This window comes from Priestia sp. FSL P4-0332, from assembly GCF_038005845.1.
Classification (GTDB): domain Bacteria; phylum Bacillota; class Bacilli; order Bacillales; family Bacillaceae_H; genus Priestia.
In genome coordinates, this window is sequence record NZ_JBBOUA010000001.1 from 3778885 (window position 1) to 3802012 (window position 23128).

23 protein-coding genes and 1 riboswitch are annotated in these 23128 nt (G+C 39.6%); of the genes, 9 read left to right on the forward strand and 14 right to left on the reverse strand.

All coding sequences use genetic code 11. The features are described from left to right. Positions 1 to 7: 7 nt before the first annotated feature. The 4 genes from MKY06_RS19920 to MKY06_RS19935 form a co-directional block, all read right to left on the reverse strand. Positions 8 to 1441, reverse strand: coding sequence for an amino acid permease (locus tag MKY06_RS19920; protein WP_029323791.1), 1434 nt, complete (start codon positions 1439 to 1441; stop codon positions 8 to 10). A gap of 231 nt (positions 1442 to 1672) precedes the next feature. Then, the gene (rocF, locus tag MKY06_RS19925) at positions 1673 to 2572 is read right to left on the reverse strand and encodes an arginase (RefSeq protein ID WP_098476256.1); all 900 of its coding nucleotides are present in this window, start codon (positions 2570 to 2572) and stop codon (positions 1673 to 1675) included. Positions 2573 to 3087: 515 nt separating this feature from the next. Continuing rightward, entirely contained in the window at positions 3088 to 5166 is a 2079-nt protein-coding gene (gene ggt / locus MKY06_RS19930; RefSeq protein ID WP_029323794.1) for a gamma-glutamyltransferase, read from the reverse strand. A gap of 409 nt (positions 5167 to 5575) precedes the next feature. Further along, positions 5576 to 6073: a tetratricopeptide repeat protein gene (locus MKY06_RS19935; RefSeq protein ID WP_223268976.1), complete on the reverse strand. Its 498-nt coding sequence runs from the start codon at positions 6071 to 6073 to the stop codon at positions 5576 to 5578. Positions 6074 to 6247: 174 nt separating this feature from the next. Here MKY06_RS19935 and MKY06_RS19940 point away from each other — a divergent pair, with 174 nt between their 5' ends. After that, a complete protein-coding gene (locus MKY06_RS19940) occupies positions 6248 to 6334 on the forward strand; it encodes a YjcZ family sporulation protein (protein ID WP_016765201.1) in 87 nt (28 codons plus the stop codon). A 188-nt stretch (positions 6335 to 6522) separates the two neighbouring features. Here the strand turns inward: MKY06_RS19940 and MKY06_RS30735 are convergent, their stop codons facing one another. The 4 genes from MKY06_RS30735 to MKY06_RS19955 form a co-directional block, all read right to left on the reverse strand. After that, positions 6523 to 6603: a YjcZ family sporulation protein gene (locus MKY06_RS30735; protein WP_078082107.1), complete on the reverse strand. Its 81-nt coding sequence runs from the start codon at positions 6601 to 6603 to the stop codon at positions 6523 to 6525. 322 nt (positions 6604 to 6925) lie between these two features. After that, complete coding sequence (locus MKY06_RS19945; protein WP_098449427.1) at positions 6926 to 8245, reverse strand: TrkH family potassium uptake protein; 1320 nt, start codon at positions 8243 to 8245, stop codon at positions 6926 to 6928. Between the two features lie 3 nt (positions 8246 to 8248). Continuing rightward, positions 8249 to 8908: a potassium channel family protein gene (locus tag MKY06_RS19950; protein ID WP_013058591.1), complete on the reverse strand. Its 660-nt coding sequence runs from the start codon at positions 8906 to 8908 to the stop codon at positions 8249 to 8251. Positions 8909 to 9032: 124 nt separating this feature from the next. Beyond that, a riboswitch (cyclic di-AMP (ydaO/yuaA leader) is annotated at positions 9033 to 9177 on the reverse strand. 115 nt (positions 9178 to 9292) lie between these two features. Beyond that, a complete protein-coding gene (locus MKY06_RS19955; RefSeq protein WP_013084575.1) occupies positions 9293 to 9751 on the reverse strand; it encodes a carboxymuconolactone decarboxylase family protein in 459 nt (152 codons plus the stop codon). 120 nt (positions 9752 to 9871) lie between these two features. On the opposite strand from MKY06_RS19955, the gene MKY06_RS19960 reads away from it, so the two are divergent. Further along, positions 9872 to 10327: an Lrp/AsnC family transcriptional regulator gene (locus MKY06_RS19960; RefSeq protein WP_013058593.1), complete on the forward strand. Its 456-nt coding sequence runs from the start codon at positions 9872 to 9874 to the stop codon at positions 10325 to 10327. A gap of 448 nt (positions 10328 to 10775) precedes the next feature. Here MKY06_RS19960 and MKY06_RS19965 read toward each other — a convergent pair whose 3' ends face one another. Then, positions 10776 to 11678, reverse strand: coding sequence for a peptidyl-prolyl cis-trans isomerase (locus tag MKY06_RS19965; RefSeq protein ID WP_013058595.1), 903 nt, complete (start codon positions 11676 to 11678; stop codon positions 10776 to 10778). After that, positions 11675 to 12949, reverse strand: a complete 1275-nt coding sequence (locus MKY06_RS19970; RefSeq protein ID WP_013058596.1) for a S1C family serine protease — start codon at positions 12947 to 12949, stop codon at positions 11675 to 11677. Before MKY06_RS19970 ends, MKY06_RS19965 begins: the two co-directional genes overlap by 4 nt. 222 nt (positions 12950 to 13171) lie before the next feature. Between MKY06_RS19970 and MKY06_RS19975 the strand changes: the two genes are divergently transcribed. Continuing rightward, positions 13172 to 13843: a response regulator transcription factor gene (locus tag MKY06_RS19975; protein WP_029323803.1), complete on the forward strand. Its 672-nt coding sequence runs from the start codon at positions 13172 to 13174 to the stop codon at positions 13841 to 13843. Continuing rightward, complete coding sequence (locus MKY06_RS19980; protein ID WP_098804427.1) at positions 13840 to 15189, forward strand: sensor histidine kinase; 1350 nt, start codon at positions 13840 to 13842, stop codon at positions 15187 to 15189. The genes MKY06_RS19975 and MKY06_RS19980 overlap by 4 nt, the downstream gene beginning before the upstream one ends. 36 nt (positions 15190 to 15225) lie before the next feature. On the opposite strand, the gene MKY06_RS19985 is transcribed toward MKY06_RS19980, so the two are convergent. After that, positions 15226 to 16218, reverse strand: coding sequence for a D-cysteine desulfhydrase (locus MKY06_RS19985; protein WP_057273860.1), 993 nt, complete (start codon positions 16216 to 16218; stop codon positions 15226 to 15228). Positions 16219 to 16368: 150 nt separating this feature from the next. Between MKY06_RS19985 and MKY06_RS19990 the strand changes: the two genes are divergently transcribed. The 3 genes from MKY06_RS19990 (at position 16369) to MKY06_RS20000 (ending at position 18581) form a co-directional block, all read left to right on the forward strand. Beyond that, positions 16369 to 16887, forward strand: a complete 519-nt coding sequence (locus MKY06_RS19990; protein ID WP_013058600.1) for an acyl-CoA thioesterase — start codon at positions 16369 to 16371, stop codon at positions 16885 to 16887. Positions 16888 to 16962: 75 nt separating this feature from the next. Then, positions 16963 to 17643, forward strand: a complete 681-nt coding sequence (locus MKY06_RS19995) for a GntR family transcriptional regulator (RefSeq protein WP_013058601.1) — start codon at positions 16963 to 16965, stop codon at positions 17641 to 17643. Continuing rightward, positions 17640 to 18581 carry a DMT family transporter gene (locus MKY06_RS20000; protein WP_029323811.1) on the forward strand — a complete coding sequence of 314 codons (942 nt, stop codon included), beginning with the start codon at positions 17640 to 17642 and terminating at the stop codon, positions 18579 to 18581. The genes MKY06_RS19995 and MKY06_RS20000 overlap by 4 nt, the downstream gene beginning before the upstream one ends. Positions 18582 to 18622: 41 nt before the next feature. Here the strand turns inward: MKY06_RS20000 and MKY06_RS20005 are convergent, their stop codons facing one another. The 3 genes from MKY06_RS20005 to MKY06_RS20015 all read right to left on the reverse strand — a co-directional run bounded on the left by MKY06_RS20005 (position 18623) and on the right by MKY06_RS20015 (position 21275). Then, a complete protein-coding gene (locus MKY06_RS20005) occupies positions 18623 to 19201 on the reverse strand; it encodes a suppressor of fused domain protein (RefSeq protein WP_013058603.1) in 579 nt (192 codons plus the stop codon). A 223-nt stretch (positions 19202 to 19424) separates the two neighbouring features. Next, complete coding sequence (locus tag MKY06_RS20010) at positions 19425 to 20525, reverse strand: M24 family metallopeptidase (RefSeq protein ID WP_098279135.1); 1101 nt, start codon at positions 20523 to 20525, stop codon at positions 19425 to 19427. Between the two features lie 75 nt (positions 20526 to 20600). Next, positions 20601 to 21275 carry a hypothetical protein gene (locus MKY06_RS20015; RefSeq protein ID WP_053487663.1) on the reverse strand — a complete coding sequence of 225 codons (675 nt, stop codon included), beginning with the start codon at positions 21273 to 21275 and terminating at the stop codon, positions 20601 to 20603. Between the two features lie 537 nt (positions 21276 to 21812). Between MKY06_RS20015 and MKY06_RS20020 the strand changes: the two genes are divergently transcribed. Both MKY06_RS20020 and MKY06_RS20025 read left to right on the forward strand, forming a co-directional pair. Continuing rightward, a complete protein-coding gene (locus MKY06_RS20020) occupies positions 21813 to 22544 on the forward strand; it encodes an LCP family protein (protein WP_371399888.1) in 732 nt (243 codons plus the stop codon). Between the two features lie 212 nt (positions 22545 to 22756). Further along, positions 22757 to 23122 carry a hypothetical protein gene (locus MKY06_RS20025; protein ID WP_029323815.1) on the forward strand — a complete coding sequence of 122 codons (366 nt, stop codon included), beginning with the start codon at positions 22757 to 22759 and terminating at the stop codon, positions 23120 to 23122. Positions 23123 to 23128 lie beyond the last annotated feature (6 nt).

Below are 23128 nucleotides of genomic sequence, written 5' to 3' on the forward strand. Positions count from 1 at the left end.
TTTTATGTTAAATAATCATTCGTTTATTTTCCGCAAGCTGAACTTCTTGCTCTTGTTTTGACTGATTTTGTTTTCGAATTTTCAAATAATAATAAACATAGCAGCCTATAAAGAAAATACCTCCGCAGTATAACGCCATTCGCTGCTCGGGATCAAACGCAAGACTGATCATAACGATACAGTTCGTAATAAGCGCTACGATAGGAAGAACCGGATAAAGAGGTGTTCTAAATTTGAGATCTTCCACTTTTCCACCTTTAGCCACGTAAGCACGACGAAACGCAAGCAGTGAAGCTGTAATCGCAATCCAGCCAATTTGAGCGCCGAGTCCAGCGAGTGAAATCAGCCACACAAAAACGGTTTTAGCTGCCACTACGCTTGAAAGCAGAGAAAAACATGAAATCACAAGCGTAATTAATAGTGCATTAAATGGAACTCCTCTTTTGTTAACTTTTCCAAGCGCAGGACTTGCCATTCCTTCTCTTGAAAGAGAATAAAGCATACGTGTAGCCGCGTAAAATCCAGAGTTTGCGACTGAAAGAAGAGCTGTTAAAATGATAAAGTTCATAATATCCGCCGCGTAAGGTACACCTACACTGTCTAACACAACAACAAACGGGCTTTCTACGACGCCTGCTTTTTCACGAGGAATCATGCTTGCTAGGACAAACACGGATAAGACGAAAAAGAAAAGCGTACGCCAAACCGTTTGCTTGATCGCTTTTGGAATTGTTTTTTCCGGATTTTCACTTTCTCCTGCCGCAATTCCAATCAATTCTGTTCCTTGAAACGAAAAGTTCACCGTAATCATTGTGATCAGCAAAGCCGTTACGCCATTTGGAAACAGCCCTTCGGCAAAGAAGTTTGATAGAAGCGGTGCTTCCTGTCCGCTTTTCATATCAATGAGTCCAAACATTGCCGCTCCACCTACAACAATAAACATAATGATGGCGAAAATTTTAATGCTTGAAAACCAAAATTCTGTTTCACCAAATGCTTTAGCTGAAAGTGCATTTAGTGAAAAAATTAACGCTCCAAAAATCGCGCACCATAACCAAACGGGCGAGTCTGGGAACCATCTTTGCATTAATTGTCCGGCAGCTAAGAACTCAAGTGCTACCGTTACTGCCCATCCTAGCCAGTACAGCCATCCAATCGCAAAACCGGTTGCAGGGCCGATAAATTTAGTGGAGTATGTTTGAAACGATCCTGCAACTGGCATAGCAACGGATAATTCTCCAAGACACAGCATCGTTAGATACATAATGATCCCTCCTACTAAGTAGGAAATCATTGCTCCCATCGGACCTGCTTCATTGATGGTATAACCTGAACCAAGGAAAAAACCGGTACCAATACATCCTCCTAGTGATATCATAAAAAGATGCCTTGTTTTCATCGTTCTTTTTAATTCTCCTGGCTGTCCCTGTGGAATATTCATCCCATTTCCTCCCTTTGCTGCATAAAAATGAAATCGCTTTCATTTTTTTAGGTTTATTTTGTTTTTATAGCCGCTTACTGGGTAGCTCTTCATGGCTGAAGTCCATTAGTGCCGGATGTTTTTCAAATGGCGCCAGCCCCGTAGCGAGGATGGCAGCCGATTAACCCTGCATGACCGTTTATTGGATCATAATAGATTTTCTTCTACACGATACCTGTAAGTAGCTCTTTCTTATAAAAGCTTATCGCCAAACAATGAACTCATTAACGCAACCGCTACTTCTGCAGTTTTGTTATGCTGATCTAAAATGGGGTTCACTTCTACAAATTCAGCAGATGTCACCATGTCTGCTTCCGCTAGCATTTCCATTGCTAAATGACTTTCTCGGTAGCTGATGCCGCCTTTTACAGGTGTACCTACGCCTGGTGCATCATCCGGATCTAAGCCGTCTAAGTCCAGCGACAGGTGCACGCCGTCTGTACCGCTTAAATAATCAATCGTTTCTTTCATCACTTGCGTCATACCTAAACGATCAATTTCATGCATGGTATACACTTTAATTCCTTTTTCTTTAATTAACTCTTTTTCACCATCATCCAATGAGCGTGCACCGATAATAACTAGATTTTCAGGTTTAATTTTTGGGGTATACCCTCCAATATTTAAAAGTACAGGATGTCCAATACCCAAGCTCACCGCTAACGGCATGCCGTGAATGTTGCCTGATGGAGATGTTTCAGCTGTGTTTAAATCACCATGAGCATCATACCAAATAACGCCTAAATTTTCTGAACCTTTCGCGACTCCTGCAAGCGTTCCAATCGCAATGCTGTGGTCTCCGCCTAATATTAACGGAAAGCGTTCTTGCTCTCTTACTTCTTCAACTCTTGCAGCAAGCTGTTCATTTCCGCTGGCTACAGCCGCTAAGTTTTTTAAATTCGTATTTTTATCTACGTCTGCCCGCTCTTTAATTTCTACTTTAATATCCCCTTCATCGTGTACGGTATAGCCAAGAGCTTCTAAGCGTGTATTCATGCCTGCATAGCGAATCGCGCTCGGCCCCATGTCTACACCCCTTCTTGTTTGTCCGTAATCCATGGGTACACCGATAATTGAAATGTCTTTTTTCATTTTCTATACCTCCGTTGCATTTTATTTTGTGTGAAGTAAACATAGGTGTTTATTTAACTATGTATTTTTTTCATTGATACAGCCCCTCATCTATTTCTTATGCAAAAATGATGCCAACTTTGTTTGTAGCATTCTATCAGTCTTTTTATCACGGGTTTTCTTACATGCGCCAAAAAAACTGTCGATTTCTACAACTTTTTGGCAAAACGTGCAAACTTTTTTGTCATTTCGTTTAAAATCGCCAATTATATTTGCTTTCATAAAAAAGAGATTGCGACATAACAAAATCCATTCAATCTAAAGATGAACAACTGTTGATTTCAGTGCAAGGCTTCGCTTTCCGCGGACTAGGTGAGCCTTGCTCTCTAATCAACAGCTAGAAGCAACTACATAGACGAAAACTATGGTCACCATAGCAATAAAAAAAATCCGAACGAGTTGGATTCTCCATCAAGAATCTCAATTCATCGTTCGGATTTTCTTTCACCTAAAATACTTTTGTCCCAGTCTCTTTTTTAATTTGTAATAACGTCTCCGTCTTCATCATCGCCGGCATCGTCTTCACCAGGATCTTTTTCTAATGAGACCACTTTCTTTTCTTCGTCCCATTTCACTTTGTAGCCAAGGGATTTTGCTACTTTGATAACTGATAAATAAGAGTGATGATTTGGTTTATATAGCTTTAAATCACTCGAATCAATGACGCCTAAGCCTAACAGTAGGCGATCGGACTGAACGTAAGGCTTTCCATCAATCAGCTTCACTTGCTTATCAGTAAATGGATAAACGGCACGGTTGACTTCAACTGTAAACTCTCCTTTTTTCTCTTCTTTAATTGGTTTTGGCTGTTTGGATACATATTTAATTGCGTCTACTCCTAATACCGTGCCTTGGCGCGTATTATCAGCGCCTCCGTACATTTTCCCTGTTTCATAGTCATAGATAACCGCTTGAACGTTTCCAATATGCTCAGGCTTTTCTTCAAACGCATGTCCTTTAGCCATCATTTCAAGAATTGTATCTTGGCTAAAGCCAGGTTCCCATCTTACGGTTGGATAGCCGCCTGAATAAATACGAGGTGTTAAGATCGCTTTTTGAATCGGCATCTTATGGTCAATAACATTCATAATCGTTTCTGCTACAGACGCAATAATGGTTGGGCCTCCCGGTGAACCAATTGCCATGAACGGCTTTCCGTCTTTTAACAGCATCGTTGGAGACATACTGCTTCGAGGACGTTTTTTAGGCTCAACCTGATTCACGCCTCCCGGAGTGGCATCAAAATCCGTCATTTCATTGTTGAGCATAAATCCGTAGTCAGGAACCATAATTCCTGAACCAAAAACTTGTTCAATGGTAGTCGTGTAAGAAACCATGTTTCCCCATTTGTCTACAACAGAGAAATGAGTCGTTTGGCCGATTGGATTTTCTTCCTTTACTGTTGCTTTATTTGGGTTTTCTTTTCCTTCATATTTCCAAGGGTCTCCTTCTTTGACATTAGGCGTTGCTTTGTTTGGATTAATTAATTTACGACGTTCTTTAATATAATCTTCATCTAACAGTCCTTTTTTCGGCACTTCGTAAAAGTCTTCATCTGCCATATACGCCGCGCGGTCCGCGAAAGCTAAGTGCATCGCTTCCGTTAAATGCTGCAAATACTGAGGCGTATTGGAACCCATTTTTTCTACATCATAACCTTCCATTAGCTTTAAAATCTGCTGCACGGTTAATCCGCCGGAGCTAGGAGGAGCCGCACTAACCACATCGTAGCCTCGGTAAGTTGTTTTGACCGGCTCACGTTCTTTTACAACGTAATTTTTCAAATCATCCATAGTCATGCTTCCATCGCGTTTTTGAACTTCTTTAACAAGCGCTTTTCCAATTTCTCCTTTATAAAGAGCGTCTGATCCTTCTTTTTGAATAAGCTTTAATGTTTTAGCAAGATCCGGCTGAACAAGCTTATCTCCTTCTTTTAATGGCTTGCCATTCGGCACGAATACACTACCGGCCGTTTGGTATCTTTCAAGCTTGTCCACATTTTCATCAATGTACTGAGCCATCGACCAATTTACTTTGATTCCTTGTTCTGCTTGAGTAATAGCTGGTTTAATAATATCTGATAAGTCCATTGTTCCATAATCTTTAAGGGCTGTTTCTACTCCTTTTAGCGTACCAGGAACTCCAACTGCTTTTCCTGTTATGTGACGCTTACTGAAAGGGATGACTTTTCCTTTTGAATCTAAAAACAGCTTAGGCGTGACATCAGCTGGTGCCATTTCACGGCTGTCTAGCATCGTAATTTTATCTTTCTTTTTTTCATAAATCATCATAAAGCCGCCGCCGCCGATACCTGACATCATCGGTTCCACAACGTTTAGAGATAATTGAATGGCAGCTGCCGCATCCACAGCGTTTCCGCCTTCAGCTAAAACTTTCCTTCCCGCTTCAGCAGCCAGCGGGTGAGATGCCGCTACAATTCCTTGTGTAGCACCTCGTTTCATTGAATGGTCGACACCCGGAACTTCAGCAGCAGCTGGTGTGACAACTAAACTTAAACTAAATAATGCAATAACCAACATCTTCATAACCTTCATCTGGGTCTCCTCCTTCAAATACATTATTTTACATCGTCTGAAACGATGGATTTCACAAAGAATAAATTGGTTTATTATGATATTTTTTACATATGTGTATAAATAAAAAGCAAAGTAAATCAGACCTTTGCTTTTTTAGTTAGTCGCATGTTTAACTTTTCTCTCTATCCATCTACAATTATCTATATTTTCTAACAATTTATCCATAGGCTGATAGTTTCTTACTATTTTTGGAATTATGTAGACTGAACGCTCTAATAATGTAGAAAATCTAGCAGTTAAGAAGTCGTTGGACTTACATGCACTTCTTAAAATTTCTATAAATATTCTTATTGTTATATAAAAAGCAATTCTTTATGAAAATCAGCATATGTTTCCTGAAAACCAAAAATAAAACAGGACTTTTGATTCACCGTCCTGTTTGCAGCATGTCTTCGACTTTTTTAATATCCGCGTGAGTAGGATTGATTTCCCTGGCATAGGCGATTTGTTCTTTCGCTTTTTCCATTTCTTTTAATTGAATATAGGTTTTGGCGAGTTCGAGCGGCAGCATAATCCCTCCAAAACCAAGATCTTGCGCCCGCTGCAAATAAGACAGCGATTTTTCGTAATTCCCTCCAAACATAAGCGGAGTTTCCCGGTATTTTATTCCTCGAACGAAGTGCGCCAAGCTTGAAGATGGATCTAATGTTAATGCCTGATGAAGAGCTCGGTCCATTTCTAAATTCAATACCATTTTTTCAAAAATAATTGATTCTTCGATTTGCTTTGCTAAACAAACTGCTAAGTAACAGTACAAATCAGATGCTTGAGGTTTTTTCTTCATTTCTTGTTGAATTTCGCGTTTGATCTCTTTCCACTTACCCTCTTCTAGCTGATTCATGACGTATTCTACATGTATTCCCACCACTTTGCCCTCCTTTTCCTCTTTATCATAAAGGATTTCTGCACAAATGAAAAAAGTAAGTGTTCTTCATTTTTCTCAAAAGATCGTTACCGTTAAAAAATAGGCAAATTTCTTAATCACTTAACCCAATTAGTACATAGGATATAGAGAATTTTATTAAAGGAGGTTACACATATGGGTGCAAAAGGCGGTTTTGGTTTTTCATTTATCGTTGTTTTATTTATTTTATTAGTAATCGTAGGGTGTTCTTGCTACTATTAATTTCTAAAGAGGATGAACATCATTCATCCTCTTGCGACAAAAAAACCATGCTTTCGCATGGCTACATACCGATTAGATAAATGAGTAGAGGAACTCATTGTTCGGCAATATTGAAGAAATTTTTGGTTTTCACTTCCGCCTAGTATGCCCTTCTTAACAGGGGCTATGCGCAAATAAAGAACTAACATTTAAAAGTGAAAGCCAGACGCACCTACAATAACAAGTAAAACAAATAACACAACGATTAACGCAAAACTTTGTTTTTCCACGTATCATCCCTCACTTCCTGTTATCTGCTTTTAGTGTATGCAACAGCTTGGCAAAATGTTTAGGACAGGGGTGTGGATTTTCATGAGAAAAACCTTCAAATTTCGCTAAAAAAGTGAATCATATTTTTGTTTCTTTCGTTATATATAGTAAGAGATTTTTTACTATAAAAAAGGGGGACCTTTAATGCGCCGACATTCCAAATTGCCCATTGTTCTTGTCTTTGCCTTCTTTTTATTCATCGCAACTGTTTTGTGCGTAACCTCTTATATGTCTTGAATATATAAATAACATAAAAAACCGCCTCCTTGGAGGCGATTTTTCTTACCCTAGCATAATATCTTCGTTTGGATATCGTACAGCTTCTCTCTTCTGTTTTGATAATGAAAATGCAAGCGTTAATGGCCCCACTTTTCCTAAAAACATGATAAAGATAATAATCACGCGTCCAAAGTACGAAAGTTCAGGAGTGGCTCCCATCGATAAACCTACTGTTCCAAACGCAGAAACAACTTCAAACATAATTTTTACAAACGGCAGGTTTTCCGAAATATTTAACAGGAAAATGGCCCCAAACACAAACATAATTGAAATCATCGTGATGGCTAGTGCCTTAAACACGTGAAGGGGAAGGAGCCTTCTCTTTAGGAGCACAATATCTTCCCTGCTTCGTAAAAATGCCCATACTGAAAAAATAATTACCACAAACGTTGTTAGTTTGATACCGCCTCCCGTTGACGCACTTCCTGCACCAATAAACATTAATAAAACCATTAAAAACACCGTTGCGTCATGCAGGTGAGCTAAATCAATCGTATTAAATCCAGCGGTTCTTGTCGTTACTGCTTGAAAATAAGACGCCCATGCTTTGTCCCCTAATGATAAATTTCCAAGCGTATGTGAATTGCCGTACTCTAAGAAAAAAATAAAAAGCATTGCAGTCACGTTAATCGCAAACGTGCTGATAATCATAATTTTTGAATGCAGCGTTAGTTTTTTGTACGATTTTTTCACCCACATATCAGCAAGGACGGTAAACCCTAACCCGCCAATAATGAACAGAAAAGAAATTGTTATGTTAATAATAGGGTCTCCTACATACTGAACTAAGTTATCAGACAGCAGTCCAAACCCTGCGTTATTAAAAGCAGAAATCGAATGAAACAAGCTAAAGAACAATCCCTTAGACCATCCGAATTCCGGAACCCAGCGTATTGCTAAGAAGATAAGTGCAACAAACTCAATTAAAAATGAAAAGATAAACAGCCTTTTAACTAGCAGCACAACTCCGCCGACGCTCGTCTGATTTAAGGCCTGCTGAACGAGCATACGCTCTTTAAATCCAATTTTTTTACCTAGCATCATAAAAATCAACACGGCAAATGACATAATGCCAAGACCGCCTATTTGAATTAACAGCATAATGATCGTTTGACCGATGACGGTAAAACGTGTACCTGTATCTACGACGGCTAAGCCGGTCACTGTCATAGCGGAAGTAGATGTAAAAAGGGCGTCTACCCACCGGATTGGCTCAGTAGTAGAAAAAGGCATCATCAATAGAAAAGCACCAATAATAATTCCTCCTCCAAAAATAGAGATAAGCAGCTGCGGAGGGGTAAGTTTAATGATTTGTTTTTTCATGAGTTAAACTCCTTCTTCTTCAAAACGGTTCAAATCGCGATTATGTCCGATAACAATCAGCATATCTCCTTGTTCAATTATTTCATGTGCGGTAGGCGAAATAACCATTTCCCCGTCTTTTCGCTGAAAGCCGATAATATTGCAGCCGTACTTGGCACGAATGTTTAAATCAAACAGCGTTTTATTATGAAGTTTCTTAGAGGCGACAATTTCGACAATACTATAATCCTTTGACAGTTCAATGTAATCAATGATTTTTTCTGACACCACGTGATGAGCAATACGCTTAGCGATATCGCGCTCTGGATGAATAACTTTGTCCGCTCCTATTTTTTCGAGCACTTTTTGATGATACATATTCACTGCCTTTACCCATACTTGCTTAACGCCCATATCTTTTAAAAGCATGGTTGCGAGTACGCTTGCTTCGATATCATCTCCAAACGAAATAAGCGCATGATCAACATTGCGGATACCTAGCCCCTTTAAGCTAGCTTCATCAATCGCGTTTGCTTGCACAACATATGTAGCTGAGTTGCTAAATTTATTTACTACCTCTTGATTGCGGTCAATAGCGAGCACATCCACATCCAGATTAGCAAACTCTTCAACCAAACTGCCTCCAAAACGACCTAATCCCAATACAGCAAACTGTTTTTTCATAATGTATTTATTCCTTTCTTCAACTGCTGTGTGTTCTCTTAGCTTATACTTTTTCTAAAAAATTACATCCTTTTCTTAAAAAAAGCGCAAAAAAACACAGGAAGGCTCCTGTGTTTTTCCACACTCTTCCCCCTCAAAACGCTTGCGAAGTTAGCTGTCGGGTTCGGGTTTTAAGAGTAACCCTACCTTTTTAAGGATTCACCCCGGAGCACAATATGTGCGTAAATAATGGGTCCTCCGCTCCGTAATGGATTAAGCGATTTTTATTCAAATGTCTATGATCTATTTTTTAGAATAATCGATTCGATTCATGATGCGTTTCACTTCACGAAAGCTATCTTACTCCTGTGGATTTTGTCTGTCAAGATATTTTTAGGGAAGATCTCACTTGCCCTGCAAGCTGCAAAAATCATATAAATCTAAACTGACAATCATTTTGTGAAATTGATCAAATAAATTAATAACAGCCAAAAGCTCTAACAGCTGCGTATCACTGTAAAATTTCTTTAATTGATTCATATCAGCATCCGTCAACTCCCTTGGACGCACCCGGTATACATCAATAAATCGAAACAGTAATCGATCTTTTTCTTCCAGCTCTTTTTCTCTTAACACTTTTTGATTAAGCGTCTCATCGCCTACATATGACATGCTCATACACGTCTCACAGCCGTTAACACCTGCTAGATAAAGCCTAATTTTTTCCTTAGTCTCTTTTTCTACTATATCGCTGTTCCAAAGCGTGTCGTAAAGCTCATCATACAATCTTTTTACATGCGGAATTAAATTCAATGCTTTTTCAAAATTTGTTCCCTCTTCGTTTGCTAACAAAACTCTTGCCATTTTTTACTCACTCCTTTTTAATTATTATAGTAAGAAAAATGGAAATTTCAGATTACATATAAAACATCTTATCTACTATTACTAATCAAATGAAACGTTAATGAGAAAGAAGGTTTTCAATTGAAAATTGATGAAATTGATTTATCGATTTTGCAGGCGCTGCAGCAAAACAGCCGCCTTTCCTTACGAGAGCTAGGAAAACAAATTAACCTGTCTCCTCCTTCGGTGGCAGAGCGAGTAAGGCAGCTAGAGAGCTTTGGCGTTATAAAAGGATATACGATCGATATTGATTATGAAAAGCTGCATTTGCCTGTGTCGTGTTTTATTGAAGTAACCATGAAAAACGGAGAGCATGAGCGTTTTAAACGATTTATTTCTCAGTATCCCTACGCTTTATTCTGTGAACGAATCGCCGGGCAAGCCTGCTTTATTACAAAGCTTCAGCTTCCTCACCTGCACGTACTCGAACAATTTATTAACGAAATTACACCTTATGCCAAAACGATTTCACACATCGCCCTTTCTCACGTGGAGATGGCTCCTGCATTATTGAGTCATTTAAAAGATGAAAAGTGATTGAAACCTAACGAAAGCGGTCCAATCTAAAAGCGAACAATGGGATCAATAAGCTCGTATGAATCACTTTTGACACCGCTGTTGATTTCTGTGCCAGGCTTCGCTTTCCGCAGGAGTCTTCGCCTTGCCCTCCAATCAACAGCTAGAACCAAATAAATAGATTAAACATACGTTCACCATACTAACGAAAAAATCCGAACGATTCATCGTTCGGATCTTCTTTCCATTAAACTACTTTTGTCCCAGCCTCTTTTATTCGTCCAACAGCATAAAAAATAACCCTCCAAAGCTGGAGGGTATAAATTTTCCGAATAATGAAAGTTTTACAACTTCATTTTATCAGGTGCCGACATTTCTGTCTACTTAAAAATGTAAAAGAGCTCTCTATTAATAGAAAGCTCTTTTACCTGCTTGTTTTTTGAAAACAATCAATCTATATAAAAGGGAACTACCTAAGGTTGAAAGTCACGTGAAACCTTGGCAGTTGATCCTGGATATACCGGTTGATATGATTCAAAACAAGTTCTTTCATCATTTCTTCTTTGACTTCTGATTCCGTTTTTTTATCTTTTTGTTTTAAAATAAGAATATAATAGACTTTACCCATTTTAATGGGCTCACTACTCTCTCCGATGTGCTGTTTTTTTAAAACATCTATAAAAGAGGGAGATAAACTTGAAAGCTTTAGATTATCAGCATTCTCTATTTTGCTCACTGTCTGGACATCAGCATATTTTTTTTGAACGTCCTGAAGCGATGTTCCCTTTTGCAGTTCAGCCGCAGCGGCAGCGGCATCATGTAAAGTGGAAAAAGCCAGCTGCGTAAAAGATACGCGCGTTAGATCGTTTTCAATACGTTTATAGTAAGCAGTTAGTTCATCAGACGTAATTTGTTTACGAAAATATTCTTCTAATTTAAACTGATTCGTTAGCTGGTTGGTTACATCACTGGAACGAATATTTAACACTTCATAACCTTGTTTTCTTGTATCCTCGTCATATGAGCGTTTAATTTGCTTCCACATATCCTCGACTTGTTTTTGTACTTTATCGCTTGTCTTTAGATGCGAAATTAAGATTTTTTGCATAACAAGCTGCCGCAATAACTCTTTGCGGTAGCTCGTATCATTTAGCGGAGCATCTGGATTTAAGAACCCTTCAACGGCTAAAAAACGGTTGAATTCAGCTCCTGTCACCTTGCCTCCCTCATACGCTGCCAGTTCTTTGGTAGAAGATAGCTGACTAATTTCTACAGAAGGAAACATCGTGTTTGAATGCTTCCCTTCGCAGCCGGTTAAAAATCCTAACGCTGTTAATACTGCTAGCAGCAGCTTTAACGGTGTTGAACTCATCCATTGTTATCCTGCTGCTCTGAAAGCTTCAGAGAAATAGTTTGTTTTTTTCCATTTCGATACACGTCTAATTTTACCGTGTCTCCTACTTTACGTTTTGTGTATAGATATTGACGTAAATCACTGGATGTTTTGACTTCATTTCCATCGATGGCAACAATCACGTCTTTTGATTGTAAACCTGCATCAGAAGCAGAAGAGAATGGTTCAACCGTCGTTACGACAACTCCTTCAGACGTATCGCTGGTTAGGCCTAGCTGGTTTTGTTTTGTTGCAGCTGAAAGCTGACCTACATCTTGAAGACCTACCCCCATATATGGACGCGTTATTTTTCCGTTTTTCATCAGCTGTTCAATCGTCGGCTGCACTTCATCACTTGGAAGAGCAAAGCCGATGCCTTCTACATTGTCTTCTGAAATTTTCATACTGTTGATACCGACTACTTCACCGGAAGAATTGATCAAGGCACCGCCGCTGTTTCCTGGATTAATCGCCGCATCCGTTTGAATTGCATCTACGTTCCAATTTTCTGAAATAGGGACAGAGCGTTTTGCTGCGCTCACGATACCTTGTGTGACCGTACGAGAAAATTGTTCACCAAGAGGATTTCCGATTGCAAGCACCGTTTCACCCGCTACTAAATCCGATGATTTCCCGAACTTCGCCACTTGTTCAACATTTTTGTCAGACATCTCAAGTACCGCTAAATCCGTTAGCGCATCAGCTCCGACAATCTTAGCTTTTTCTTTTTGTCCGTTTGAAAGTGACACTTCTACTTCGCTGGCGCCGTCAATAACGTGGTTATTGGTCACAACGTATGCTTTTCCATTTTCTTTTTTGAAAATAACACCGGAACCCGTTCCTGCTTCTTGCGTTTGGGTATCTCCAGAAAATGGATTTGTTTGCTGTTGAATATTGTTCACGCCTACAACAGCAGCTGATACTTTATTTACAACTGAAACAAGATCTGACTGATTCACGGTTGTGCTTACTGTTCGAGGCGTGGTGCTTGTTGTTGTTGCGGTTTGAGTCTGCGTTGTTTGATTCGCTGTTTGCGTATCAGCTGAATCTATTAATCCCAGCTGCGGAGCACCGTATAGCACAATTCCTCCCCCTAGCACTGCTCCGGCGATAGAAGATGCAATCACTGGAAATAAGCGTCTTCTTGGAGGCTGTGATGATGACGCAGGCTGATACTGATCATAGCGCTGCTGGCGGTTTTCATATTCTTCTTTTCGTTCTTGCTCTCTTTCATAATCACGTGGATCCATGAAAAACACTCCTTTTAACGTAGCAAATTTTATGTTATCTATACTATAAAATAAAAGTTTGGGATAAGTATCAAAACAATGTGTGAAATTGTGAAAAATTTCTTTATAACAGCAAACACGTAGTATAATAGCGGGTACATAGACCTTTAAAGAAACGCGCATATATGGCGTAATATGCTTTATTTACCTTAATTTTCATATATTCAGAGGAAGGTGTCAAATTTGAGCTTTACACTATATTTAGTAGAGGATGAACAAAATTTAAACGAAGTTTTAACCCTTTACCTTCAAAAAGAAGGCTGGGACGTTCACACATTTTTTAACGGCACGGACGCCAAAGAAATGATTGCAACTCCTCCGCATCTGTGGATTTTAGATATTATGCTGCCTGACATTGACGGGTATCAGCTCATTCGCGAAATCAAGCAGCAAACGCCACATGTGCCTGTTATTTTCATCTCAGCCCGCGATGCCGATATTGACCGGGTTCTTGGGCTTGAAATGGGCAGCGACGACTATTTATCAAAGCCTTTTTTGCCTCGTGAACTAGTTATTCGAGCAAACAAACTGCTAAACCGCGTATATGGTTCCAATCAAAAGAAAACCGATACCATTACGCTGACTCCTTATGAAATCGATTTACATACCCGTACGGTCAGTGAAAATGGAAAGCCGATTGATTTAACGTCTAAAGAATTTGATTTTCTTGTCACTATCTCAAAAGACCTTGGACAGGCTTTTTCACGGGAGCAGCTGCTGAATCTCATTTGGGGAGAAGATTATTTCGGCACAGACCGAGTGGTGGATGATTTAGTAAGGCGCGTGCGTAAAAAAATGCCGCAAGCACGAATTGAAACGATTTACGGATACGGATACCGGATGATGAAAGCATGAAAAACAAGTCGCTTGCATTTCAAATTTGGCTCGTCATCTCCGGTATTTTACTGCTTATTTCAATTTTGCTCGCTATTTTATTCCCAACGACGCTCAGGCAGTTCTTCACGAATGAAATTTATACCACTATTGAAAATGAACAGCATATTTTAAAAGAATACGGCTTGCCAAGCCGCTCAGGTGAATACTACTTTAGCAATGAAGACAGTGAACCAACACTTGGCAATCGAACCGTGGATCATATTTTATTGCCTGAACATGCGGATATCTCTTATTTTTCATCACGGGTGTTGCCTCAAGACTTTTTGAGAAAAGCACAGGAAGATGCAATCAGTCAGCGGAAAATCGTCGCTCGCTATGAAAAGGATCTCGGCAACCGGACGCTTTTTTATGTAATTCGAAAAGTAAGCGTAAACGGACAGCCTGCTTTTTTGCTTTCATTTTCGTGGGATACGTATCGCAACGCGCTCACTTCTACTCTGTTTAAACAGCTGCTTTTTGTAATTTCCATTGTATTTCTATTCAGCTGGCTTCCATCTATTTGGCTATCAAGATATTTAAGCAAGCCGCTTGTATCGCTTGAAAAAGATGTAAAAAAAATTGCCGAACAAAATTGGCATGAGCCCGTTACAATCAACCGTTCCGATGAAATTGGCAAGCTAGGCGCCTCGATCGAGCAAATGCGCAAAAGGCTCGTATCTAAAGATGAAGCACAGCAAACGCTGCTTCAAAATATTTCACATGATTTAAAAACACCGGTTATGGTTATTCAAAGCTACGCTCAGTCGATTCAAGACGGCATTTATCCAAAAGGTGATTTATCTCAAACGGTAAAAGTTATTGAAGATGAATCTAAAAATCTTGAGAAAAAAATCCGCGATTTGCTTTACTTAACCAAGCTTGACTATATGTCCACTCATCAGCTTGCACAAGATGACTTTGATTTTACTGCACTTCTTCATGAAGTAGTGGATCGCTTGCGGTGGAGGCGCCCTGAAATACAGTGGGAATTTGACGACGCAAACGCAACAATTAAAGGAGACAAAGAGCTATGGACAAAAGTTCTTGAAAATGTGCTCGACAATCAGCTGCGCTATGCCGAGACGAAGGTTTCACTTTCACTTGCTAAACACCAAACGAACGTTCAATGTACAATCAGCAACGATGGTCCGCCGATTGATCAAAGCGTGCTTCAACACTTGTTTGAACCGTTTAAAAAAGGAGCAAACGGTGAATTCGGTATTGGCTTAAGCATTGTAAAGCGTATTGTTACGATGCACGATGGAGCAATTACGGCTGAAAATACAGACACCGGAGTAACGTTTTCACTTACTATTCCTATATAAACTAAAAAAGCAAGGGAGTCGAATCCCTTGCTTTTTTTATGAAAAAAATGATGTATAGGCATAAAGAGCCGGTGAACCGCCTGAGTGGACGAACACTACATTTTCATCCTTATTAAAATAACCTTTTCGAATTAAATCAATTAGACCAGCCATCGCTTTTCCTGTATACACAGGATCTAATAAAATCCCTTCCGTACTGGCCACAAGTTTGACTGCTTCCACCATCTCTTCTGTCGGAACAGCATACCCTGGACCTACGTATTCATCCATACACACAATCTCTTCTTTTTTAAAAGGCGTTTTACTATGCAAATGATCATAAAGTTCACTCGTCAGCTTAGCAACTTTTACTTCTTGCTCTTCTTTAGCACGACTGACATTCATTCCAATAACAGATACGTCACTTTGAAGACCTTGAAAGCCTGCCACTAATCCTGCGTGCATGCCTCCGCTGCCGCTTGTGCAAACCACGTGGCTAAGCTTTATTTGCTGCTCATAGCTTTGCATAAGCAGCTCTTGTGCACAGGCAGCGTATCCGGTTGCACCGATAACATTCGAACCTCCTACTGGAATTAAATAAGGCTTATGACCTTTTTCAATTAGCTCTCGCTCTACTTTTTTCATTTCCGCTGTCAAATCAGAACCTTCAGCGACAAACCGCATGTCATGAGCGCCTAATAAATGATAAAGAAAATAGTTTCCTGTCGGCTGATCGCTTGCTTTATTTTCCCCTTCTTCCAGTACGAGCACGCATTTCATTTGCTCTTTTACAGCCGCAGCGAGCGTCAAACGACAGTGATTGGATTGTATCGCACCGCACGTTACAAGCACGTCTGCTCCTTGCGCCTTTGCATCAGCTACTAAATATTCAAGCTTGCGCGTCTTATTTCCGCCCCCTGTCAGTCCAAGCATATCATCGCGCTTCATATAAATTGAAGGTCCATTTAACTGCTGAGATAAAACCGATAGCTTTTCTAAAGGTGTAGGGGAATCCGTATATTTTCTTCTAGAAAATTGAGTTAAGTTCATGCTCTCATCCTCTCTTTCATATTTGTTCTATTTTACCATATAGAAGCTTTTGAAGAGCTTTTTACGAAAAGGCTTTCTATAACTTGTATACATAAGAACAAGTAGTCAACATACATTAAACCATATAAACAGTTTGAAGGAGTGTTTTCAATGAGTGAAAAAGCAGTACTTTGCAGCGTCTCACGAGTAGTCAAATCACAGCACATTTTTCCAAATGACCTAAACAATCACCACACCCTTTTTGGGGGGAAAATTGTCGCTGACATGGACATGACGGCTTCTCTTTCAGCAGCTAAACATTCCCGAAAGTCGTGTGTTACGGCTTCCATTGATCACGTTGACTTTATCGAACCCGTCACCGAAGAAGATTTTATTTCATATGAAGCATTCGTTGTTGTTACAGGAAAAAGCTCTATGATTATTTTTGTTAAAGTGATTGCCGAAAATTTGTTAACGGGCATTAAGCGTATTGCAGCTACTTCTTTTCTTACCTTTGTTGCATTAGAAAACGGGAAACCTGCCCCCGTTCCTCAAGTTATTGCTCAAACTGAAGAAGAAAAAAGTCTTCAAAAAGTAGCTCTTGAACGAAAAGAGTCCAAAAAAACGCAGGTTGAGCACAGCAAAGCGATTGCGAGCATTTTATCTAAATCTTTGCGCAGCAGTAATTAAGCTCTTCATCTAAAAAGCAGACAGCTGCTTTTTAGACGAAGTTTTTTTAGTTTTCACATTGTTATTTAATGTAATATGCGATATATTGGTTTTATGAAAAATAACATTCAACCTCTCAAACGACTTTCTTTAAGAGAAGAAGTCTATCAAACACTTAAACATAATATTGTCATGCTTGAATTTCAGCCGGAACAAAAGCTTCAGGATAAAGAATTGGCTGAGCAATTTGGAGTTAGCCGCACTCCTGTTCGAGAAGCATTAAAAAGACTTGAAGATGAAGGCCTTGTCCAAACGACACCTGGCTCTTCTACAAAAGTGGCTCCATTAAACCTTGAGGAGGCAAAACAATCTTTTATTGTCGTCGCAGCTCTTCATGCACTTGCTGCTAAGCTGGCTTGTACTTCGTTACAAGAAGAAGATATGGGCGAACTAATCAAACACAATCAATCTCTAGAACATGCAATCAAAACAAGAAATGTCCTTAAAGCGATTGAAGCGGATGAAGCATTTCATTCCGTCTTTTTAAAACGGGCGAACAATATAGAGCTAGAGCGTGTTGTAAAACAAACAAGCGCCAAAATTCAGCGTTTAGAAATAGCTCGCTTTTCTTCTCTTTCTAGTCTTGCTTCCGTTGATCAGCACAAAGAAATCATAAACGCTTGTCGTCAAAAAGATGCCGCACTGACAACGCAGCTTGTCGAAACGAACTGGCTGACGCTAGGTGAAGCGCTGACAAGTGAGGAGGAATCCAAGTGAAGCCTCTTTTATTAGGCATTGCTGCATCATTCTTTTTTGCTTTTACATTCGTTTTAAATCGAGCGATGGATTTATCCGGAGGCAGCTGGGCGTGGAGCGCGTCGCTGCGCTATTTTTTTATGGTACCTCTTTTGCTTGTGCTCGTTTATTTTTGGGGTGGTATTAAACCTGTGGTGGCAGAAATAAAAGCCCAGCCGCAAAAATGGCTGCTTTGGAGCACGGTTGGATTTGGCTTATTTTACGCTCCTCTTTGTTTTGCTTCAGCCTACGGTCCCGGCTGGCTTATTGCAGGAACTTGGCAAATCACAATTTTATCGGGGTCTCTCCTAGCTCCTTTGTTTTACAAAGAAGGAAAGAAGCGAGGAGGCATTCCTTTCAAGCAGCTAGGTTTTTCGTTTATTATTTTAATAGGAGTTGTGCTCATGCAGCTTGAGCATGCGACTGAACTGTCGGCCGCTACTGCCTTGCTTTGTACCATTCCCATTTTGATTGCCTCTTTTGCGTACCCGCTTGGCAACCGTAAAATGATGGAGGTGTCGTCACTTAATACGTTTCAGCGCGTGCTTGGAATGACGCTTTCAAGCCTGCCGTTTTGGATTATTCTTTCTGTCTATGCCTACGTGACCGATGGACTACCAAAAACAACTCAGATTTATCAAAGCAGTTTAGTTGCTTTACTTTCAGGAGTATGTGCAACAGTTTTATTTTTTGCAGCAACCGACCTTGTTAAAAAAGATTCTCAAAAGTTAGGTGCAGTTGAAGCTACACAATCGATGGAAGTTTTATTTGCACTGCTAGGAGAGGTCTTCCTTCTATCAAGTCCTTTGCCATCGATTCTTTCTTGGGTTGGAATGGGAGTTATCATAGCAGGCATGGTGCTTCACAGCTACCAAACGAGTCATAAAAAAGCTATACCGCAAAAAGAATTGACCTACTAATCAATAACAAAAAAGAGCGTCTCAGTCGGCGCTCTTTTTGTTTATACAACAGATCTTCTTTCTAAATTGAAGACATTCACCTGCTCAGCATCAAAGCGGCTTAGCAACGAATCTACCCCGTACTCAAGTGCAAAAGCACGTTCATTTTCTGAAATCGGAACGGCCTGCAGGAACGCTACTTTTTTATCAGATAGTTCAATCGTTGAAAAATTATCCCATAAAAACGGCGGAATCAGCAAAATGTGCTGCATATGAAAGCTGTCATCAAGGACTGCAATAACGTCTTTATAAATAGCTCCTGGGAAGATGGACACATGAGATTTCATCATATGGAAAATACAGTTTGCTAAAATAGCAGAATAAATACCGAATTCCTCATGACAAGCCCCAACGATTTCAATTCGAAGCGGGATCCCTCCAACTGTATAGCCTGTCGGACATTGATGTCCACCGAGCGTTGCATACGCGGTTACGTCTTGACGCGGATGGTTTTCACACGCCACAACGTGAATACCATGCTTTTTTCTTTCATCTGAATAATCTTCAATTCGATCCTTTTGACCAAATACATCTATTGCTTTATGTATAATTAATTCTTCATCTTTTGTAAAATTACTCATAAAAAACCTCCTTGCTTGCGACCTTAAAAAGCTCCCTACTGTACAGCATATACTACTGCACTCGCTTACGATATAGTTTTTAGAAAATGTGATAGAAATGTTATCGTTTCGTAACATACTATGAAATTGTACCAAGAAGCAAACAAGAAACCTTAACCAATTTTTTCTTTTCCCATAAAAAATAGAGCCTGCACCATGGCAGCCTCTATTTTTTATGACATTATTATGAAATAATTTGTAATTCTTTTGGGTATTTCGTTAACGTTTCGTATCCATCTTTTGTAATGATTACATCATCTTCGATACGCACGCCTCCGAGTCCTGGAATATAGATACCCGGTTCAATTGTATATACCATGCCTTCTTGAAGCACATCATCATTGTTGCGGCTCATTGAAGGAAACTCATGCACGCTGATGCCAAGACCATGACCAAGACGATGCAAGAAATACTCTCCATACCCTGCTTCTGTAATAATATTGCGTGCTACCATGTCCAAGTCGCCAATGCGAGTGCCGGGCTTGGAAGCTTCAAGAGCTGCCTGCTCGGCGCGCTGTACCGTTTCATAGATTTCTTTTTGCTTATCATTAATGGACTTGTAAGCGACTGTACGCGTAATATCTGAACAGTATCCGTCTAGCACTACACCTAAATCGAACAGAACCATATCTCCTGGCTTTAACGTGCGAAGACCTGGGTTCCCGTGCGCTTCTCCCGTTTTTTCACCAAATAAAACCATCGTTGAAAACGACATCTCACGAATTCCTTTTCGCTTTAGCTCGTATTCAATTTTAGCCAGAACATCCATTTCCGTAACGCCTTCTTTTAAAGCAGCTACGCCTACTTCTACACCAAAATCAGCTAAGGCAGCTGCCTTTTGCAGAATCTCAACTTCACGCTCATCTTTAATTAAACGCAGCTGATTTAACTTCTCTTCTGCTCCGACTAGCTCAGCGTTTGGATATAGGCTAAGCAGTTCTTCGGCTCTCGCATACAGCAGCTGCTCTTTCTCTACAGCAACCTTTTTCACATCTATTACGTTTCGTTTATGTAAAGCTTCTTTAATAAGTTCCCAAGGATTTTGATGGTCTTCATATCCAATCACATCAAACTTCCAGCCGGCTTCTTTTGCTTGTCCCACTTCCATTGATGGACAAACAAGCATCGGCTCCGCTTCGGTAAACACAAATAAGCCAAGCAAACGCTCATGCGGATCCGTGTGAAATCCAGTTAAATAAAATACGTTTTCGGTTGACGAAATAAAGGCCGTTTCTACATTCTTTTCTTTTAGCCACGATACGACTTTTTGTAAACGTGCTTCCATTAAAAAAACCCCTTTCATTGTGCAATATTACTATTATAACATAGTTATTTAGCAATATTGTACAATGAATAGAGGTTAAGACAAAGCCGCGTGAAGAGTAGTAAGCTGCTCTTTAATCGCTTTTCGCTGAATACTTACTTTCATCAGCCAGCCATTTTCTCCGTATCTATAAATAAATTCGTACGTACCTTTAGGAAAATATTCTTTTACCAGCATGTCTCGGTTTTCAACAAATCCGGGATCGCCAATAAAATAGGTACCTTCTTCAAGCGGAAGCTCATGAACTTTTTTTTCTAGCTGCTTCTCTTCGTCTTCGTCATCATCTATCACAATGTGCAGACCGCCTTCATCACGCACAACATCAAATTCACCGTTTTGTTCAAGCTCAAGCACCGGCACCACCTGTCCATTTACCGTTAACAGCTGCTTCGTTCCTTCAAGGACCTGGGACCAGTGATCATCGTATAAAGTAGAAGAATAAAAAATATAGCCCTGAGATTTATATAATAAAAGCAGCTGTTCAAAATGATTTTTTACTTGTTCTTTATCAAACAGAATAACAAAATGCTTTCGATAGAAAAAACTTGTAAAAGGCAGAATAGACGATTGATTAAGCTCTTTAATTATTTCAGCACTATCTTTACCTGAAATAATAGCTCCGGTCAATTCCCCCGCGCCATAAGGTTTCCAATGACTTAACGCCGCTTCTGGAATCAGCACAAGGTTCGAAGATGACACATATATACTCATTCGCTTCACTCCTTTTTTCTACATTTAGACCTATATTTGATTCTCCACAAACAGAGACTTTCCTCTTATTCCATTCTTAAAAGACAGAACTTTTTCCCTAACTATGATAGATTATAACAAATATCCTCGAAAAAAATAACCTTTATTTCCTCTTTCTTCTATTTGTACACTTCTCTTATTTTAGCTGTCTTCACAGATTTACTAGTGAACGTACTTGCTAATCTAATTCCTTAGTGTTAATTTTATTATGTCGTTTTATAATTTTTTGCATAATTGGTTTCAAACAAAAAAGTATTAATATTTTTGAATGCGATGGTGAGACATTTGGAAGAACGTACAGAACGTAAACAACATAAAAGAAAAAAGCAAAGAAAAAAGAAACGCTTTAGAAAGCTACTTCTTTTCTTTCTCATTCTTGTAATTGCCGCTGGTGCGTATGTGTATTATCAATACCAACAAGGGTTAGCAGAAGCAGACGGAGCTTTTGGGAAAGATGGACAATTTGATTTTAATGGTGCAAGTGCCAATTTAGATAGCATGAATGTGCTGCTTCTTGGAATTGACTCTCGAGGTGAAGAACATTCGCGTGCCGATACAATCATGATTGCTCATTATGACAAAGACAGCAATCAGCCTAAAATTGTTTCTTTGATGCGTGATTCATATGTGGATATTCCCGGACATGGCAAAAACAAATTAAATTCAGCCTATGCATTTGGCGGTCCCGAATTAATGCGTAAGACAATTAAAGAAAATTTCGGCATAGATGTAAACTATTATGCCGTTGTTGATTTTAAAGGTTTTTCTAAAGTTGCCGATACGATTGCCCCTGAGGGAATTACGGTTACCGTGCCGCACGAAATGTCATCAGGAATTGGCATGACGCTAAAACCTGGAAAACAAACTCTTCACGGAGATAAATTACTAGGATACGTGCGATTCCGACATGATAGCCAAAGTGATTTCGGGCGCGTGAAGCGTCAACAAGAAGTGATCGGTAAATTAATGGATGAAGCTCTTCAAGTAAAGACGCTGGCGAAAGCTCCTAAGCTATGGGGAGTCATTGATCCATATGTGGATACAAATATTCCGCCAAAAACATTTATTGTGATAGGAAAAGATTTTTTAGTTGGAAATCAGCCAGATTTAAAATCTCTTCGTTTACCGGTTGAAGGTTCCTATTCAAACGAACGAATATCCGGTATTGGTGCTGTTTTAAGCATCGACCTTGAAGAAAACAAACAAGCGTTACAATCATTTTTAAATTAGGAAAAGGTGTCCATTAGCGGACACCTTTTTTATACTATTCAAAAAAACTTCTGTTTTTCCTCCCTATCCTTCAAAAAATTTTCAGCTTCGACAAAAAATGAAGCCATTTTCCTAGAAACAGCCGTTTCTTTGGAGTTCTATTTTTGCTGTTACATGCGTATATGAAAGGAGAAGGACTTCTTTTTATATTTTTTAGCCAAGGAGATGAAATGATGAAATTATATGGTTTTCAAGCTGAAGAAGAGCGTTCCTTTCTTCATTCTACCTATAAAGTAAACCCATTACTTTCTCATACTGGAGATGTCAAAATCAGCTTTTTATCTTTTCAAGAAAATGATTATACCCCTCGTCAAGAAGCTACGATTCCACAGCTTCTTTTAGTCGTTCACGGGGAAGGCTGGGTAGCTGGCGATAACGGACTGAAAATTTATATCAAACAAGGTGAATCAGCATTTTGGAGAGCCGGGGAATCTTTTGAAGTCGGGAGTCTAACGGCTATGACAGGACTACTGATTGAAGGATTAGATATCGCTCCTCAAAAGCTGCTTACTTCTTTCTCACGAACAAACGCAAATTAAAAAGCC

Excerpts from the sequence above, each read along its gene's own strand:
- MKY06_RS19965 (WP_013058595.1), bottom strand. The coding sequence starts at position 11,678 with ATGAGTTCAACACCGTTAAAGCTGCTGCTAGCAGTATTAACAGCGTTA.
- MKY06_RS20020 (WP_371399888.1), top strand. The coding sequence starts at position 21,813 with ATGAATGTGCTGCTTCTTGGAATTGACTCTCGAGGTGAAGAACATTCG.
- MKY06_RS19995 (WP_013058601.1), top strand. The coding sequence starts at position 16,963 with ATGCGATATATTGGTTTTATGAAAAATAACATTCAACCTCTCAAACGA.
- MKY06_RS19970 (WP_013058596.1), bottom strand. The coding sequence starts at position 12,949 with ATGGATCCACGTGATTATGAAAGAGAGCAAGAACGAAAAGAAGAATAT.
- MKY06_RS20005 (WP_013058603.1), bottom strand. The coding sequence starts at position 19,201 with ATGAGTAATTTTACAAAAGATGAAGAATTAATTATACATAAAGCAATA.
- MKY06_RS19985 (WP_057273860.1), bottom strand. The coding sequence starts at position 16,218 with ATGAACTTAACTCAATTTTCTAGAAGAAAATATACGGATTCCCCTACA.
- ggt (WP_029323794.1), bottom strand. The coding sequence starts at position 5,166 with ATGAAGGTTATGAAGATGTTGGTTATTGCATTATTTAGTTTAAGTTTA.
- MKY06_RS19990 (WP_013058600.1), top strand. The coding sequence starts at position 16,369 with ATGAGTGAAAAAGCAGTACTTTGCAGCGTCTCACGAGTAGTCAAATCA.
- MKY06_RS20010 (WP_098279135.1), bottom strand. The coding sequence starts at position 20,525 with ATGGAAGCACGTTTACAAAAAGTCGTATCGTGGCTAAAAGAAAAGAAT.
- MKY06_RS20025 (WP_029323815.1), top strand. The coding sequence starts at position 22,757 with ATGAAATTATATGGTTTTCAAGCTGAAGAAGAGCGTTCCTTTCTTCAT.
- MKY06_RS20015 (WP_053487663.1), bottom strand. The coding sequence starts at position 21,275 with ATGAGTATATATGTGTCATCTTCGAACCTTGTGCTGATTCCAGAAGCG.
- MKY06_RS19950 (WP_013058591.1), bottom strand. The coding sequence starts at position 8,908 with ATGAAAAAACAGTTTGCTGTATTGGGATTAGGTCGTTTTGGAGGCAGT.
- MKY06_RS19980 (WP_098804427.1), top strand. The coding sequence starts at position 13,840 with ATGAAAAACAAGTCGCTTGCATTTCAAATTTGGCTCGTCATCTCCGGT.
- MKY06_RS19945 (WP_098449427.1), bottom strand. The coding sequence starts at position 8,245 with ATGAAAAAACAAATCATTAAACTTACCCCTCCGCAGCTGCTTATCTCT.
- MKY06_RS19940 (WP_016765201.1), top strand. The coding sequence starts at position 6,248 with ATGGGTGCAAAAGGCGGTTTTGGTTTTTCATTTATCGTTGTTTTATTT.
- MKY06_RS19920 (WP_029323791.1), bottom strand. The coding sequence starts at position 1,441 with ATGAATATTCCACAGGGACAGCCAGGAGAATTAAAAAGAACGATGAAA.
- MKY06_RS19955 (WP_013084575.1), bottom strand. The coding sequence starts at position 9,751 with ATGGCAAGAGTTTTGTTAGCAAACGAAGAGGGAACAAATTTTGAAAAA.
- rocF (WP_098476256.1), bottom strand. The coding sequence starts at position 2,572 with ATGAAAAAAGACATTTCAATTATCGGTGTACCCATGGATTACGGACAA.